The 16998-nt window shown below is 47.0% G+C and carries 13 protein-coding genes and 1 tRNA gene; 8 read left to right on the top strand and 6 right to left on the bottom strand.

From position 1 onward, the window contains the following. Positions 1–114: 114 nt before the first annotated feature. Positions 115–2319, bottom strand: a complete 2205-nt coding sequence (locus H6F74_RS17270) for a pentapeptide repeat-containing protein (RefSeq protein ID WP_190443247.1) — start codon at positions 2317–2319, stop codon at positions 115–117. Between the two features lie 69 nt (positions 2320–2388). Next, positions 2389–2736: a hypothetical protein gene (locus H6F74_RS17265; RefSeq protein WP_190443245.1), complete on the bottom strand. Its 348-nt coding sequence runs from the start codon at positions 2734–2736 to the stop codon at positions 2389–2391. Positions 2737–3093: 357 nt separating this feature from the next. Between H6F74_RS17265 and H6F74_RS17260 the strand changes: the two genes are divergently transcribed. Next, positions 3094–3561 carry a hypothetical protein gene (locus H6F74_RS17260; RefSeq protein WP_199301327.1) on the top strand — a complete coding sequence of 156 codons (468 nt, stop codon included), beginning with the start codon at positions 3094–3096 and terminating at the stop codon, positions 3559–3561. 72 nt (positions 3562–3633) lie between these two features. Here the strand turns inward: H6F74_RS17260 and H6F74_RS17255 are convergent, their stop codons facing one another. The 3 genes from H6F74_RS17255 to H6F74_RS17245 all read right to left on the bottom strand — a co-directional run bounded on the left by H6F74_RS17255 (position 3634) and on the right by H6F74_RS17245 (position 5865). Continuing rightward, positions 3634–4014, bottom strand: a complete 381-nt coding sequence (locus H6F74_RS17255; protein ID WP_313931494.1) for a DUF2614 family zinc ribbon-containing protein — start codon at positions 4012–4014, stop codon at positions 3634–3636. A gap of 265 nt (positions 4015–4279) precedes the next feature. Next, positions 4280–5302 carry a mechanosensitive ion channel domain-containing protein gene (locus H6F74_RS17250; protein WP_190443243.1) on the bottom strand — a complete coding sequence of 341 codons (1023 nt, stop codon included), beginning with the start codon at positions 5300–5302 and terminating at the stop codon, positions 4280–4282. Positions 5303–5343: 41 nt separating this feature from the next. Continuing rightward, on the bottom strand, positions 5344–5865 hold the full coding sequence (locus H6F74_RS17245; protein WP_190443241.1) for a hypothetical protein: 522 nt from the start codon (positions 5863–5865) through the stop codon (positions 5344–5346). 246 nt (positions 5866–6111) lie between these two features. Between H6F74_RS17245 and H6F74_RS17240 the strand changes: the two genes are divergently transcribed. The 7 genes from H6F74_RS17240 (at position 6112) to H6F74_RS17210 (ending at position 14880) form a co-directional block, all read left to right on the top strand. Then, entirely contained in the window at positions 6112–6429 is a 318-nt protein-coding gene (locus H6F74_RS17240; RefSeq protein WP_190443240.1) for a hypothetical protein, read from the top strand. A 555-nt stretch (positions 6430–6984) separates the two neighbouring features. After that, positions 6985–8253 (top strand): hypothetical protein, encoded by a 1269-nt coding sequence (locus tag H6F74_RS17235; protein ID WP_190443238.1) that lies wholly within the window; start codon positions 6985–6987, stop codon positions 8251–8253. 231 nt (positions 8254–8484) lie between these two features. Next, entirely contained in the window at positions 8485–9402 is a 918-nt protein-coding gene (locus H6F74_RS17230; RefSeq protein WP_190443236.1) for a histone deacetylase, read from the top strand. A gap of 108 nt (positions 9403–9510) precedes the next feature. Further along, positions 9511–10650 (top strand): glutamate--cysteine ligase, encoded by a 1140-nt coding sequence (gene gshA / locus H6F74_RS17225; protein WP_190443234.1) that lies wholly within the window; start codon positions 9511–9513, stop codon positions 10648–10650. 314 nt (positions 10651–10964) lie between these two features. Next, on the top strand, positions 10965–11429 hold the full coding sequence (locus tag H6F74_RS17220) for a tRNA (cytidine(34)-2'-O)-methyltransferase (RefSeq protein WP_190443232.1): 465 nt from the start codon (positions 10965–10967) through the stop codon (positions 11427–11429). Positions 11430–12167: 738 nt separating this feature from the next. After that, positions 12168–14717, top strand: coding sequence for a peptidoglycan DD-metalloendopeptidase family protein (locus tag H6F74_RS31090; RefSeq protein ID WP_190443230.1), 2550 nt, complete (start codon positions 12168–12170; stop codon positions 14715–14717). Between the two features lie 91 nt (positions 14718–14808). Further along, positions 14809–14880 (top strand) — tRNA-Met (locus H6F74_RS17210). A gap of 29 nt (positions 14881–14909) precedes the next feature. Here H6F74_RS17210 and H6F74_RS17205 read toward each other — a convergent pair. Next, on the bottom strand, positions 14910–16964 hold the full coding sequence (locus H6F74_RS17205) for an amylo-alpha-1,6-glucosidase (RefSeq protein ID WP_190443229.1): 2055 nt from the start codon (positions 16962–16964) through the stop codon (positions 14910–14912). Between the last annotated feature and the right edge of the window lie 34 nt (positions 16965–16998).

Below are 16998 nucleotides of genomic sequence, written 5' to 3'. Positions count from 1 at the left end.
TGAATGCAAGAAGTCTAATGAGTATAGGAGCATTGCGGCAGAAAATTTATCGCAGTCACCAAGAGATACAAGCCGCAGTGGTGTGCTTCGCATCGCTTTTGCTAACGCGCCTAATTACTCACACCTCGGATGCAGCCCACCTTGATCGCAGATAAAGCGAATTTGTTTAGTTTCTAAATTTTTAACTTTGGAAAAATCAACGCCCTTGACACGAGCCGATGACGCTGCTGGCGGTAATTCTTGAATAAATTGATCTGGCTGGCGCGGTTTTTCATCGGCAAAAGTTGCCCCTTCAAAATCTGCCCCTTCTAAATTAGCGCCGCGCAAATCTGCGGCGCTGAGGTTGGCGTTGCGAAACTTGGCATTTTGCAGTTGAGCCTCGTTAAAATTTGCTCTGGTCAATTTAGTTGAGCTGAGGTCGGCATTTTGGAGATTTGCATTACGCAATTGAGCCTCTGTCATATCTGCTCCTTGCCAGTTTGATTGAGTAAGTAGGGCAAAATCGAACTTAGTACCGACGGCTCTCACCTTTCCCAGACGCGCACCAGAGAGATTTGACTTGGTAAGGTTAGCATCCCCTAAATCTGCTCCTGTCAGGCTGGCATTTTCTAAGACGGCTTGACGCAAATCTGCTTCTATCAGCTTGGCGCTGCTGAGGTTGGCTCCCACCAGTTGAGCATTAGATAAATTTGCGCGGTTTAAGGTGGCGCGGATCAGGTTGGTGCGATTCAGGGGGACTTGGCTCAAAAAAGCGTCCGTTAAGTTAGCTTCTTTCAAGTCAGCACCGCTTAAGTCGGCAATCCAATCATCAAATGTGCCAAGTCGCCCGTCTTCACCAGCACCGAAGAAGCGGCTACCGCGTAAACTGGCACCTCTGAGGTTTGCCCCTTTGAACTGTATCCTCGATAAATCAGTTTTGTCCAGAACTAGGGTGAATGGGGCAGGTTCTGTGGTTACTTTATGGAGGTTGATGCGGCTGAGGTCAGTATTGTGGATTTGAGTAGTATAGATGCTGAGAATTTTCGCGATCGCTCTTTTGGTTGCTCCCAGTCGTCTTGCAATTAACTGTCGTTCTTCTAATGCACTACCACGCAGCAGCGCTTCGTCTTTTTGCAACGACAGATTCAACCGTTGCAAGTATGGTAAAGCTTTCGGCCCCACGCTCACCAAAGCTTGCTGACTCGTGTCAATCAACCTCGGAGCAACTTCCTGACCAAGTAAATCTACTAAGAAAGGAACAGCACGGGAATCCTCAAGCCTTGCCAGCGCTAAAATCGCACTGCGTCGTTCCTCTATTTGGTAGGGGTAACTTTGGCTCAACTGATTCACCAGCGCCAAAAACACCTTGTTATTCTGTTGTTTAGCGTCGCGCCAGTTTGCCTGATTTTGAATATATATCTGAGTGCCAACAAAGGTTCCCAGGATAGCAATCATGGTGGAGACGGCGGCAATCAGCAGCATCGTGCCGGGGTGTTGGCGCATCCAGTACCACAGATTTAGCTTGCGCCCTCTGGAACCTGAAGATAAAACGATGGTGGTGACTTTTTCGTGACGTTGGTCGTCCGCCTCACTCCAACTACTTTGCACCTCCAGGGTGACTGGCTTTTTGGATCGCAGAGGTATTCCCCGGTCAGCTTCTGGATAGGGTGTAAAAGTCGCGCTATCGATAACAAACGTTCCGGCGATTCTGTCGTGCAGGGTGCGGCGTTCTGGATCAAAAAGCGCGATCGCATTCTCCCCCAACCACATCAACGCCCCCAACCCCAGCAAAATGCCTAAATCGGGAAAAGCGCCGCTGTAGCGCCAGATTAGATAAGCCGTCGTAAAGGGTAATCCCCACCTACCTAAGCCTTCCCGCCACACAGCGCGGATTAATCCCGGCGAGCGGCCAGACTCCGTTACTACTTGTACGCCTAAAGACCGCTTGGGGGAAGTTTGACCCCTTTTTCCCAATAAGTACAGTTGCCGCCCTACCACGAGGACAGGAGCCGCCAATGCCGCGCACCACAACAAATTTGTGAGTGGAGGAACTTGCTGGTTTGTTTCTCGGCGGGGAACCGCTAAAGTTTGGGCGATCGCATCCTTGGTATTCGCCAGTACTGGGTTTAGGGGAACAGTTTCCGTAGCGGTGCAAGGCCACGTTCCGGTACACGACTTGGCTACAAGCCCGATGCTGTAAGGAACTAAGGCACTAGCAACAACCAGAGAAATTTCCACGATGCTAGCAGCGCCACGTCGTAGACCTAGTGGCAATTGGTGCAGCTGTATTCGCCACGCTGGGCTTTTCCGATTCGAGGCTTTTTTTACTTGGGTAGCCATGCAAGCATTCCACAACAGCGCTGACTAAAGACTAGAGACGGTGAAGCGTAGCGTCTCTAGTCTAAGGGTTTATTCTGCGGACTTGGGGGCAATGAAAAATTTGTACACCAAGTACAGTATCCCTGCCAATATTCCCAGACTGATCAAGGATGCAGTCAGGTACAAAACGCTTCTGAGGATGGCAAAACCAACTACAGCCGCTACTGCGATCGCCAATATTTTACCAACACCAGGCAGCCCGTTAAACCAGTTAGTGACTCTGTTCAACAGAGATTTGACTGTAGGATATTCCTTAGTCGTCATCTGGATAGGTTGTCCCGCCTCGGTTTCCACCGTTGGCGAGGATGGTACTTGCTCGATTTCGGCTTCTAGTTGTTGAATTTTACGCTCTAAGTCTTGATTTTCTTGAGGATTCATCTTTGGTTTTTATACTCGCTTACAAAACAGACACATTGGCACTTAGCTATGCCTTTATGTTTGCAATCTTAACCAAGGTTTGTTTCCAAAACACTAGGACTAAAAAAAATAACAGTTTCTTTTGATTGGGAATTGGGAATTGGGAATTGGGAATTGGGGATTGGGGATTGGGAATTGGGGATTGGGGAAGAGGAAAAAGTCTTACCTAGTCCCTAGTTCCTAGTTCCTAGTCCCCAGCCCCCAGTCCCTAGCCCCCAGTCCCCAGTCCCCAATCCCCAGCCCCAGAAAGTGACACTTGAGAAATAGGAACATATGCGTAACACATTTAGCTTCTAATGTAGGAAGCTGATAGTATAAATGCCCTTAAAAAGGCAAGGGGATGACATGATGAAGACACTTTCTCAGTTGATGGTTGTTCCCGCGACCTTGGCTTTGATTTTGGCGGGTGCTGGTGTGGCTCTTAGTGATGCCCCAGTGATAGAAATTACGCCGAAATTGCAGCGCGATCCGCTTCAGATGAGCGGAACATCTGGCGGGCAAAAAAACAGCAATTGCGGTTATATTTCCCAGACACCGAATCAAGTGGTTAGGGTAACGGCAGACAAAATCGACTATTTGCGCTTGGGTGTACAAAGCACCACTGGTGAGCCTACGTTGCTGGTTGATGGGCCAGGAGGACGCTTCTGTGTGTTGGCAGATAAAGCTTCTGGAGACAATCCAGAAATTTCGGGAGTTTGGCTGCGCGGTAATTACTCGGTCTATGTAGGCGATCGCACTGGCGGCAAGCATCCTTATACCTTATATATCACCCAACAAAACAAGTAAATAGCTAATCGCAAAAGTTAATGGCTAATGGCTAATTGTTCAAGAGCCATTAGCCATTAACTTTTGGCTTTTTCAGTCTTCTAGCTGTTTAGCTAATACCTCAACCGCTTCGACATCAATAGTTCCGGGAGGTGTCAAGCGGTTAAAATGTCCCTGTTCTATCTTGAGTGGTTCGTTGCAGTTGGGGCATCGACACTCAGTTCGATTCAAAGCGCGGAATTCATAGTTACAGACGGGACACTCGTCACCAACTAAGTTGCGCTGCAACCACCAGCGAAAACCGAGGAAGGCGATCGCAGGCGTGATGAGGATTAACCCAATCAGAATCATAACCGACTTAACTAACCAGCCCAGCCCAATCGACCCCAGCAACCAAATAATCAGCAGAAGGGTAAGCCAAGAGCCGACGCCAGAAAGCTTGAACTGAAAGGTATTGGTGCTGTTCTGGTTCACGGCAGTCTCCAATGAAAGCTTGCGTTGTATGGAATAGTTCCATCGTAGTTCAGATTCAATTGTCCCTGTTAACACCAGTCACTGCAATAAGCGATCGCCGCCTGATGTCAGTTTGGTAGGATGCGATCGCGTTGTTTAGTTACGCCTATAGCAGTTCTAAACCAGTTGTGAAAAATTTTTTCGTTTTTAGCACTCTCGTCAGAAGAGCAAGTCGCTCTCCTGATAGTCCCACACTTTACAAATGAAATAGGATTGCTATATCTAATTATTCTCCGTGCCTCATATAAACTTCTCTACTAGGAAATGGAATTGTTATTTCTTCTTGCTGATAGCGGCGATGTAATGTTTTAATAAATTTATGTTTGGCAATTCGCTGATCCAAAAATTCATTTACTCTGAGAAATACCGTAAAATTTATACTATAATCTCCAAAGTTTTGATAAAGTAAAAACGGCTCAAATCCAGTAATATCTGGTGCAATTTCTTGCATAACCTCCTTAGCCACCTCGATAGTTACTTTTTCAACGTGTTCCAAGTCGCTATCGTAACTGACACCTACCGTAACGTTCAAAGTAATTTCTTTTGCTGGCAAATGATAGTTAGTAAAAATGGCCGAAGCCAGCTTGCTGTTTGGCACAATAACTACATTGTTAGGCAGTTCTTTAATAACTGTATTTCGCCAAGTGATATCTACTATATAACCCTCTTGCCCGGTTTCAATTTTTACATAATCTCCAGTCCTCACTTGTCCAGAAATAATCAGATATAAACCCGAAAACAAATTTGACAGAGTATCCTGAAACGCCAAAGCTACAGCTAAACCACCGATTCCTAAAGTAGCCAGAATTGGGGTAATAGAAATATTTAGAGTTTGCAGTATCGTCAATATGCCAAAAACAAAAACGATAATTCTCGCTAAATTAGAAAGTAATGATGCTGAAATTCCTTGGATTCTTTGAGTTAATAAATGAACAAAGCCAGCCGCAAGTCTAGCTAAGACTATCGTCACTGAATAAAGAAATAGGACAGTCAGAAACTTTTGCAGGATATCGGAAATTTTGTCGGAAATAATGCCATTTAGCTGAAGGCTAATAACAGCACCATAAAATCCGGCAATGATAAACCAGATTTTAGTTATGCCGCGCAGGGAATAAAAAAATAGATCGTTTCCTGGCAATCGAGTTTTAGCGGCAAATTTTTTCAAATTGTCGAGGAAAAATTTCTCAAAAATTCCCCCAGAGATTAATCCGACTAAGATTAATCCTAGGGGGACAATCCATTGCATCATTTTGAGGAACCCCTAATTAATGAACAAACGCGCTCGCATCTCTACAAGGTTAAGATATTTGTCTTAAGTTGGTTAAGATTTTCTGGGCTTAGAGTTACTTTCACTTCTACCTGCTGTTGAGTATCGCGTAAGGTAAGAATTTGGTTTTCACCAGCAGCAGTAACTTGCATCTGGGGATTTTTTAATTCCATCTTTTGATAGATGATTTCTGGTATGCCCACCCTAATAACCAGTTCTTTTTGCGATTGCGGATAGATATAGATTTGCTGACGCTGGTTATCTAATTCGAGTTTTCCAGGCGTGGTACTGCGTTCTCTATCTTCATCGGCTTTGTGCCAATAGAGAGTAATACCGCGAATTTCAGGTGTTTTTAGCTGAAATACTTCATCAAAGCGTTGGGTTTCCCAATCCAGTTCGATGACATCACCGCTTTGGGGAATAATTCGCTGTCTCCAAGCAATTTTTTTATCCGCGAGACTTGCCCACCATTCACGGATGGTAGCAAAGTTATTAGCATTATCGGGGTTGTTGCTGCCTTGTTGCCAGACGATTCTTGGTTGCATAACCGCTTACTGATTTCTCTTCTCTTTATTACAGTTTAAACCGAAGGTTCCCGTCCCGAACTCACTTGCAAAGAATTTGTAACTCACGTTTTGTAAATAAAGGAAGATTAATTAAAACAGGATAATATTATGCAACTAGATATTCCTAAATAGACAGTTGAAGAATATCATCGCATGGCAAAAGAACATCTATATTCTGCTGCTAACATTTCTGATTATTCTGTTTTAGATGTAAAGAATCGCTAGTTGCGTGGGTTTCAACCAAGTGCTAATGGTTATGAAAACGAGATGTTACTGGGGGAAGATGCCAGTATTTCGCCGCTGATGTTTTCTTTTCGTAATATGGCGATCGCGTCGTACCATAAATATTTTAGTTCTAGCGATCGCATCCTCTGGCTAAGTTTGGGTAAGCGCGATCGCTTATTCCTTGATTCGCCCACTCTAAAATTGGGTAAATGCGTTGGTGGTAATGCTAAGCAGGATTTAGCGATCGCTTATAAGATGATTTCGGCGTTTTGGCGGTTCCCGTCGTCGAGTTGCAAGTACCCAACCAGAAGCGATTAAAACGAACCGCAGAGGCGCAGAGTACGCAGAGGAAAGAGAGAATATCCCGATGGAAGCACAATATGCAGCGTGATGGGAGGATGAAATAAGCGATAGGATGCTGAGGATTTTCTAGGTGCGATCGCTTATACAAACTTTATTGCGCCAAACCACCTCCAACCTCGCTAAGAAATCTTAGCGCGCCCATCCCCCAGATCAACTGAAAAATATTGCTCAATACACTTTCAATTCTGATAATATGCCACAAGCGGCTAAAGAAGAATTAGAAAAGGCGACAGCTAAAAAAAATGGCTTCAGCGTCTATTACCTTTTTTACGAGAATCTTTGTAGAGACGTTGTATACAACGTCTCTACACGAACAAAACCTACTCACGCAGGTTTCATCAGACGCTATATATTAATTCTAAGTCCGCGCAGGCGCACGAAAGTTTGTATAGCCGCGATTTTAATCGCCAGGTATTTTGGCATATGTATACTCTCCCGATGAACTTGTTATTTCTTCCCAAACTGGATCTATTTGTTTACCACCTTAGAAACGGGTTGGGAGACAATCCCATGCAAATAGAAGAAAATCAGCAAGCCTTCTGGAATAACTTTCCTCCACAGTTACAAGCAATACTCGCCTCTGCTGAGGAGGCAATTTTTACCGATCCTGATTACCTGGAATTACTAACTATTGCGGGGGAAACTGAAGCTTTTTATACTTTTAGCGATCGCGTGGATGGATATCCCATCAAAGGCTTTTATTATCCGGTGCGCTTCAGCGATAATTACGGGCTTTTGTTTAATTCTCAAATCGACGATCGAGATTATCTACAATCGTTTAAATGCTTCCCAACTCTTAGAAAGCTGGCGGCTGATAAACAAGGTAATATCGGCAAAACCTGGATGATTTCTGGGGTTTTACCTCGTAATTCTGACACGCCTCTAGAAATCCTTGCCCAGGAAGCTTACCAAGCAGCGATGTTTGGGAAATGGCAAAAACCAAAAAAGGGAAATTTTCTAGGTGCAACAGTTTTTGAAATCTGGCAACCTCCCCATAGTGGGGACATAGAAGAAAATCACCACGCTATCATTATATTCTATCCAGATGTAGCGGCTGAAAGTGAAGCTGCCAAATATTACGAAGACTGGATGAAGCTATTCTCCTATCGCAATAAAATAATTTGGGCTTATTGTGAGTCGCAAAAACTAAGACAGGGGCTGCAAAATAGCTTTGTCCATATTTTTCAAGCTGGGGAAATACTCAAACAGATACCCTTGAAAAAATTGCAAGTTATTTTAGGAGAAAATATAAAAATCTTGTCTCAGTATGCTTCAGACTTAAACCATCTAGAAATTCAGTTGCATACAATTGAGACAACCCAGAAGAACTACCAAGAGCATTTAGACTATATAATTCAGAAAGCCAGTAGATATGGTGAAACAGATTTGCTTTTTCTAGAAGATTTTAACAAAACGGTAAAGCAAAAATACCAACTTCAAATCCAACAAGATATTGACAGCTTCAGCCCAGCATTGAGAGTGTTAGAAGACGTAATTAACACAATTCGAGGCATAGTAGAGATAGAACAGGCAAAACGCGATCGCAACCTAGAAAACATCGTCGCCGCTACTGGTGTCGGCGTAGGAGTAGCCTCAGTCGCCGCCTCAGCTGCCTCAGCCCTAATCAAAGATATAACCCAACCTTACCCCAACCAAATAAACAACCAACAAAACATAGTTTTACCCTTAGCTAATCTAGTAATTGTTATGTTGTTCAGCATTGGATTAGGCTGCCTAATTAGCGGTTATACCTGGAAACTCTTGCGTTATCGCCGCTGATCCGATTTTGGATTGGGAATTGGGAATTGGGAATTGGGAATTGGGAATTGGGAATTGGATAAGAATCTTGCCCAGTCCCCAGTCCCCAGTCCCCAGTTCCCAGTCCCTAGCCCCTAGTCCCCAGTCCCCAGTTCCCAGTCCCTAGCCCCTAGTCCCCAGTCCCCAGTCCCCAGTCCCCAGCCCCCAGCCTCCAGTCCCCATCTTCCTTCGTGGTTCAAATTCTTAAACTTAATGGACTTGCCGATAGTCTACCACCCCGATTACGTCGCACCACTCCCAGAAGGGCATCGCTTCCCCATGCCCAAATTCAGCAAACTCTACCAAATGCTTTTAGCTGATGGCGTAGCCATACAAGAGCAAATATACATACCCGAACACCCACCCCAAGAGTGGATAGAATTAGTCCACACCCCGGAATATGTCCAAGCATACTGCCAAGGCACCTTAGATGCCAAAGCACAAAGGCGAATTGGCTTGCCGTGGAGTCCTGCACTGGCAAATCGTACCTGCATTGCCGTAGGCGGCGCAATTCTCACAGCCAAACTAGCACTAACTCACGGTTTAGCTTGCAACACTGCTGGCGGAACTCATCACGCCTTTCCCAGTTACGGATCGGGTTTCTGTATTTTTAACGATTTAGCCATATCCGCCCGCGTCTTGCAACATCTGGGACTTATCCGTAAAATCCTCATCCTAGATTTAGACGTGCATCAAGGCGACGGTACGGCATATATTTTCCAAAATGACAACAGTGTTTTCACCTTCTCAATGCACTGCGAAGTCAACTTTCCTGGCACCAAACAACAAAGCGATCTCGACGTTCCCCTGCCAGTCGGGATGGAAGACGACGCCTACCTGCAAACTTTGGCAAAATACTTACCAGATTTGCTGTCAGATGTCAAGCCAGATTTAGTATTATATGATGCAGGTGTTGACCCTCATGCAGGCGATCGCTTAGGCAAACTTGCCCTTACCGACACGGGGATTTTCCGCCGCGAGATGCAAGTTTTGAGTACCTGTGTTGCTGCTGGTTTCCCAGTCGCTTGCGTAATTGGCGGCGGTTATGCCGACGATCTTGATTCCCTAGTTTACCGCCACTCCCTGCTACACCGAGCCGCCAGCAATGTATATCGCCAGTATCAGCTGTGATGCCAAACTAGAAGCAGAGGATTTGTTTAGTCTTCTTCGATACACTTTTGAACGGTGAGTGCAACCGTATCCCTAACTAATTACTCAAACTATCGCTGAGGAAAAATCGTGGTTCTATCAAAAGGCTTCGAGATTGAAATGTATACTGGCACCCCCAATGGTGACATTGTGGGCTTATCCGACCGGATTGTGGCAGACCTAGATGGATTCGTGCGGGAGCCAGATAGCCGCAACGTGGAATATACCACAGAACCGCTTTATTGTTACGACGAATTATTATGTGCCTTGGTGCGTCCTCGGCGGCAACTACGAGATTATTTAAAACGCCAGGGAGATTACACACTGATTCCGGGGAGTACGCTGTCATTGGGAGGAAGCGAAGTTTTCCGGCGTTCTGACCCCAACAACCCTTACCACGACTACATTGAAAACACCTACGGCACCAAGGTAGTTACAGCCAGCGTTCATATCAACATCGGCATCAGCGATCCAGAATTACTGATGCAGGCAATTCGCCTCATCCGCACAGAAGCACCCCTGTACCTTGCCCTCAGCGCCTCCTCCCCGTTTCTCGATGGGTTAGCCACTGGTTATCACTCGACTCGTTGGGGACTCTTCCCAAAAACTCCCGCCCACGTCCCCTTATTTGAAAGCCACGCCCACTTTATCCAGTGGACAGAAGATCAACTGAAAGCTGGGACGATGCAAAATGTCCGCCACCTCTGGTCATCTGTGCGACCAAATGGTAACGAGCGCCCCCACGACCTCAACAGGCTCGAATTGAGGATCTGTGACTTAATTGCCGATCCGATTGCGTTGCTGGCTGTCACAGCCTTGTTAGAAGCCCGACTGTTGCAGATGATTGATAATCCCAGCCTTGACCCGTTGCAAATGAGCCAATTGTCCTCAGAAGACTTGATTGCCCTCACCGATGCCAACGAAGATGCTGCTGCCCGTCACAGTTTAGATGCCGAACTGCGGCATTGGCAAGACGGTAGACCGATTTTGGCACGAGATTGGATTAAAGAAATTTATCAAGAAGTTTGGGACATGGCTAAACAAATGGGCTTTAGTTGCTTCCTCTCACCCCTACAAAAAATTCTTCGTGAAGGAAATGCTGCTGAGCAGTGGTTAAATTTACAAGAGCAAGGTCTAGATACTCACAGCGTGATGGTCTCCGCCATTCAAGGCTTGGCTGACCAAGAACAAGAACTAGAAGATAAATTGTGCCAGGGTTTAGTCGTCTGAAGTATTTGAGGGATTGGGGACTGGGGGCTGGTGACTGGGGACTAGGCAATATTTTTATCCAATTCCCAATCCCTAATCCCTAATCCCCAATCCCCAATCCCCAATTTCTTGATCCTGGGCTACCCTTAGTTGCTTTTTCTTGGCTTTTTGCTGGATAATTTTTCGGCGGCGGAGATTTTTGTTGAAATCAGAATATTTAATCTATTTGAAATTTGGAGGTCATATAAAAAATATGTATATATCACTTTGTCATTAAGTACATTTTGAATTGCCAGCATACAGTTGGTGTTTGAGTCAAAGAGTTCTTTCATCTCATGCCGTTTGTTGTCCTCGTTCATCCGCAAATTCCGCCCAACACGGGCAATATAGCCCGTACCTGCGCCGCTACAGGAACCGAATTGCATTTAGTAGGGCCGTTGGGTTTTGAAATCAGCGATCGCTACCTAAAACGTGCCGGATTAGATTACTGGCCTTATGTAAATCTGCACTACCACCAGCGTTTAGAAGACTTTCGTGCTTTCCAAGAGAACCACGGTGGGCGATTGATTGGCTTTAGCGTTTCTGGAAGTTGTAGTTATATTAAGTTCCAGTTTCAGGCTGATGACTGGTTATTATTTGGCAGTGAAACTACTGGGCTGCCCCCAGAAGTTCTTGCCCTTTGTAGTGCCACCGTCTATATTCCTATGGCACAGCCCCACGTTCGCAGCTTAAATCTGTCTGTAAGTGCGGCAGTTGGTCTATTTGAAGCCCGTCGCCAATTAGGGATTCTAGAAGGATGAAAAATGTCTGTAATCTTTAGTCACTGGTCATTAGCTGATGACCAGTGACTAATCACTAATCACCAACGACTCTTTTCCTTCACGCAGATTTTATTTACAATTCTTCAGTTATGCAGGTTACAAAATGGCTATGGCTTTGATAAGAAATTTCTATTAATAATAGGAGCCACGAAGGACAGCTGATGATAGCTTTTATTCATGCAATAGCTGGGAGTCTACAATTGCCCAAAACACCGTGCCTCAACCTATAGAAAGATTTTTGGGGCTGCCGGGTCAGTGCAATCTACGCCATAAGTTAGAGCGAACTAGATAATTCCACGGTTGTTGTATTGGGCAAAATAAGCTTAAAGTTTCATCTGGTAATAAACCAACAGCAGGATGCCAACAGCTAAAGTGTTCTGCAAGTATTCCGGAGCAAAGCAAGTCTAGCAAGTATGTTCCAATATCATCGACGCCAGAGTAATGAACAGACCTATAGCTTGCCAGCTCTTGACAAAAGGCTCATGGTTGACGCAATGATTAAATCTTCAGCTGAAGAGGTCAAGCCTGAGCTGTTCATGACTGAATTATGTTCCCAGTCGTGTAAACTTGTCTAAATCTAAAAATCAGGGTAATCTTGCCTAAGTATCATTACTGGCAGTGATTTAGATCACTTTTCGATGTGATTTGTCCTATTGACTGGTAAAACAAAATCATTCAGGGACAGTTAAGCGCTCGTCATAAGTTAGGAGGTCGTGTTTGAAACGCCCATTCACGCACAAGATTAAATCGATTCCTTCCTCTTCCTGTGCATCTGACAAGGATGCGAACGCATTGCTGTCCGCAGGAACGCAACCCGACTCAGATGCAGGTTCTTTGAAGCAAACTTCTCAAGAGACCAACCGTCGCGCTCGCACATCTGCGGCGATGATTGGATTGGCAATATCAATGGGAGCCTCCAGCCTCTTGTTGCCGCAAAAAGGCGACGAAGCAATGGCAGCAGACCCGGTTGCCGTAGAGCCAAGTTCGACAAATGCTACCGTAGCCCCTGAAAGTGCTGCTGTTTCCACCTTTGGAGAAGCAGAAACAACTTCCTCAGTCGCACCAGAGCCTTCTTTAGTAGAGCGGGAAGCTCAAGCAGTTGCGCCAGCACCAAAGGTAGAACCGGAAGCTCAAGCAGTCGCACCAGCACCAAAGGTAGAGCGGGAAGCTCAAGCAATTGCGCCAGCACCAAAGGTAGAGCCGGAAGCTCAAGCAGAATCGAAAAATGCCCCGCGCGTGATTGAACACAAAGTGCAGCAGGGGCAGACGATTTGGCAGTTGTCAAAAAATTACCAGGTAGAACCTGCTGCGATCGCCACTTCCAACGAGATAAAATCCAGCTCTGTCCTCCCAGCTGGAGAAGTGGTAAAAATTCCGTCAGTGAACGGCATCGTTCACGAAATAAAGCCAGGCGATACTGTAGAAAAGCTATCTGAGTCTTATGGAGTTCCTTCTTCCCAGGTGCAGCAATCAGCTGGGGTAGTCAATGCAGGAACGCTTCGGGTCGGTGAATCAGTTACGATTCCCGGCAACGTAAATGAGCTACTTAAAGCAAGACAAGACGCGGCAATGAACCGCTTGAAAGAGCAGCAAAGCCGCTTAAAGAGCAGTTTGTCCGAGTGGAAGTCTCAGGAGTTAAATAGTGAATCTGCTGGGCAGCCAGAAGTCACTGAACAAGCTCAAACAATTAATCCTCAATCCGCTGAAGTAGAAGTAGCGGATACCCAGGTGCCAAATTCGGTGGTAGCGCCGCTACCTTCCTTGAGTGTCCGGAATCGGGTGATTAACCACCTCCCCGCGAGCCAAACACAAGAGGCGATAGAAACACCAACGTTACCACTGCCTGGGGTAAATGAAACCCAGAGTGCGCCAGTACCGAATTTAGCAATTAACCAACCGCTGCCAGTCCAACCGCTGCCAGTTCAGACTGCGACAGCAGCACCAACACCGATAGCTGTTGTTGAGGCAGATGGAACCCCAGCAAAGCTTTACCAGGTAAGGCCAGGAGATACGCTTGATGCGATCGCTCGCACTCACGGCATTTCCAGATCAGAACTGATCCGGGCAAATCAGTTAGACAACCCGAACGTGATTCGGGTCAATCAACCCCTGAAAATCCCGCAAGCCCAGAGTGTAACAGTGATTCCAGGTCTTACACCAGTACCTGGACAATCTGTAGAGACAAAAGACTTCGCCTCTGAGTCTCCTAGAGCCAGTCTTTCTGTTCCCACTTTGCCTACCTCGGTGCCAGTCGTACCAACACAGATACGAGCGCAACAGATACGAGCGCAAGCTGAGGCTTCCCAACCCGTCGTCAAACCAGTGCTAGTTGCTAGTAATCCCTTACCCAGCACCACACTGATTGCTGACAACGATGTAAGTCAGTCTTCTAGCGAACAAATCGAACAAGAAGACTCCGACTACAGCCCGCAGATTGAAAAACTCCGGGGGGAAATTGTCAAGCTACGCCAACAGTATCGCGCTCAGCAGAACGGTGGCGCGGGCAACTCAAACGCTCCCGTAGCTAACATCGCTGTGCCGACTGCTCCCGTCACCGTAAAGGTAGCTCCTCCAGCCGCTAATCCGGTGAAGCCTTCTCAATACAACGCTCCGATCAATCCGGAGTATAGTCCCAATCGGTACAACGAAGCCGTACAAGCAGAAATGCAAAGACGGCAACAGCAGCGATCGCAGGCTCCAATCCAAATTAAGGTGCCTGCACCCGCCAATCCACGGACTACTAGAAGACAGCAGCCAGTGGTAGCAGCGGCACCATCAGGAGCAGACACCTATAATCCGACACTTCAAACCCCCTTCGGTCAGCAGGTTTCTCCCGAATTACCGCCTCTACCAGGGCCAAATCCCTACCTGCCAGACAACCCACAATTCACTGGATACATCTGGCCTTCAAAGGGTGTCTTGACCTCCGGCTATGGTCGCCGTTGGGGACGGATGCACAAGGGGATTGACATCGCTGCTCCAGTTGGCACACCTATTTTTGCTGCCGCTCCTGGGGTCGTGGTTTATGCACGCTGGAACTCTGGTGGCTACGGCAACCTGGTTGACATTCAGCACGCTGATGGTAGCCTGACTCGCTATGCCCACAACAACCGCCTTCTGGTGCGAGAAGGGCAACAGGTTGATCAAGGTCAGCAAATTTCGGAAATGGGCAGCACCGGACACAGTACAGGCCCTCACCTCCACTTTGAGGTACATCCCTCTGGACGGGGAGCTGTCAACCCGATGGCATTTCTACCTAAAAAGTAAAAATTACTTTTTACTTTTAAAGGAAAAAGGCAAAAGAAAAAATCTTTTGCCTTTTTTTTTATGCTATACTTGCAAAGGTGTAGAAAAGCACGGCTCAGTAGCTCAGTGGCAGAGCTAGGGACTCATAAGCCCTCGGTCGTTGGTTCAAATCCAACCTGAGCCATTACTAAAGACGGAAGGATGAAAGCTGAATTATTCCCCTTTCCCGTGCCTGCCTAAGTCGTGATAGTGGCGAATGAGTTCGGCAACTGACCAAGCTTGGGCGATCGCACCCTGAGCTGCATAGGGCGGATCGCCATCAAAAATTTCGGAAATTGAACCCAAACAAGCTTGTTGCTGGAAGTGTTCCAGCATCGGTTGGCAATCAAAGGGAACGGGTTCGGAATCGTAGAAACGGCTCCAAGCTCGGATATAGGGGCCAATCAGCCAACTCCAGACTGTGCCTTGATGATAAGCGCGATCGCGATAGTGGGAATTGCCAGCATAAGTACCCACATATTCCGGATCGTCCCTTTCGAGGCTGCGAAGACCATAGGGTGTTAAAAGCCTACGGGAGGCTACTTTTAACACAGAACGTCCTTGAGCGGCAGGAAACCCGCAATGATAAAGGGAGAGAGCTAAAACCGCATTTGGGCGAATCTTGGGGTCAGGCACATCATCCGGCGCAATCCTATCGTAGAAGTATCCCCGCCCTGGATTCCAGAATTTTTGCAGCGATGCTTTCACCTGTTGCGCCTGTCGGGTATAGCGATCGCGCTGATTACTCAGCCACCTGCTATTAGCACCCGGTTCGCTTAACAGCTGTTGCGCCCAACGGCTAGCCCAGCACAAAGCAGAGTACCACAGAGCATTTATTTCTACAGGTTTGCCACAACGAGGCGTTACCGGCTGACCATCAATCACCGCATCCATCCACGTAAGCGCCACGCCCGGAAAATCCCAAGTCACTAGCCCATCCGCCGCATCAATGCGGATATTGTAATCGGTGCCAGCCATGAAACCTTTGTATATCTGCCGCACCACGGGATACTGTTGCGCTAAGAATTCCCAATCCTGCGTCGCTTCCAGGTAAAGTCCTAGGGTTTCAATCCACCAAAGCGCAGCATCAATGCTGTTGTAAAATGGCTGCGCCCCAGCATCCGGAAACGCATTCGGAATCAAACCATTGCGACAAGAGCGCCCAAAAGTTTCCAGCAGTCCCTTCGCCACAGCGTAGCGCCCAGTTGCTAAAGCTAATCCGGGTAGAGCAATCAGCGTATCGCGTCCCCAGTCATTAAACCAGTGGTAGCCAGCAATCACCGTAGGGCCAGCAATAGATGCACGGTAAACGATAAACTGGTCGCCGGCTCGTAAAAGTTGCTGAAAAATTGGAGATTGTCTGTTGTCGGTTGGGGTTGGTAGGTTGGAAGATTCTAATAACGTTTCAACTTGACAACTTGGCCACTGATACAATCGTTGTTCCTGTGTCTGCACCGCTTGCTGAAAGTCTAGCGGACTGAGGTCTGGTTGGTCGGGGTGGGGCAATCCGACTTTTGCTTCTAGGGCAATCGCGTCTCCCGGTTGCAGCGTCACCGTCAAGTATCCGGGGCTATAGAGGTCTTCCGTGTCGGCTAAACCGCGCTGCTTCTCCTCTGGATAGTAATAATGCCAGTACCAAACCCCTTCCTGTTTATAGTCTCCCGCACTCCAGCGCAGATGCCAGGGTGTCCCAGTCCAATCTGGACGCATGGCTTGCAAGCAGATTTGCTGTTGCGCCACCAATTGGGAAAAGCGTAATTCGGATGCGGCCGATTGCTGGTGGTGAAAATTGCGATCACCTATTACAGGTCGCAGCCTCAGCGTCGCCGCAGTGTCGCCTTCATAGCGATACTGAATCAAAATCCGGTTGCCAGATTCTTCCTCCTTTATCCTTCCATTGGGCATCACCAGCTGCCTGACTAGCTGCCAGTTGCTTTGACTCCAAACCCAGGTGGGAACTGGCTCAATCTCAAAAGAACGCAGCAACTGATACCCCAAAGGGTCAACTTTGCCATTCGTCCAGAAATTTGTTGAAAGTGCAAAAATCTGCCCTGCTACTTCCAAACTGGCATCCAGGTGAGATAGTAATAAAGTCCGCTGACTCGGCGGATCGAGGGCAGCAATCAACCAACCGTGATAAGTTCGAGTCCGGGCATCACAGACCGTACCGCTGGCAAAACTCCCTAACCCGTTGGTAAGCAGCCACTCTCTCGTATCCAAATTATCCATTCCTACTCAAACTCGTTATGAGTATGATATATTC

Source organism: Trichocoleus sp. FACHB-90, from assembly GCF_014695505.1.
Taxonomy (GTDB): domain Bacteria; phylum Cyanobacteriota; class Cyanobacteriia; order Cyanobacteriales; family FACHB-T130; genus Funiculus; species Funiculus sociatus.
The sequence above is the reverse complement of the archived record's forward strand: the minus strand, read 5'-3'. Positions and strand labels throughout refer to the sequence as shown.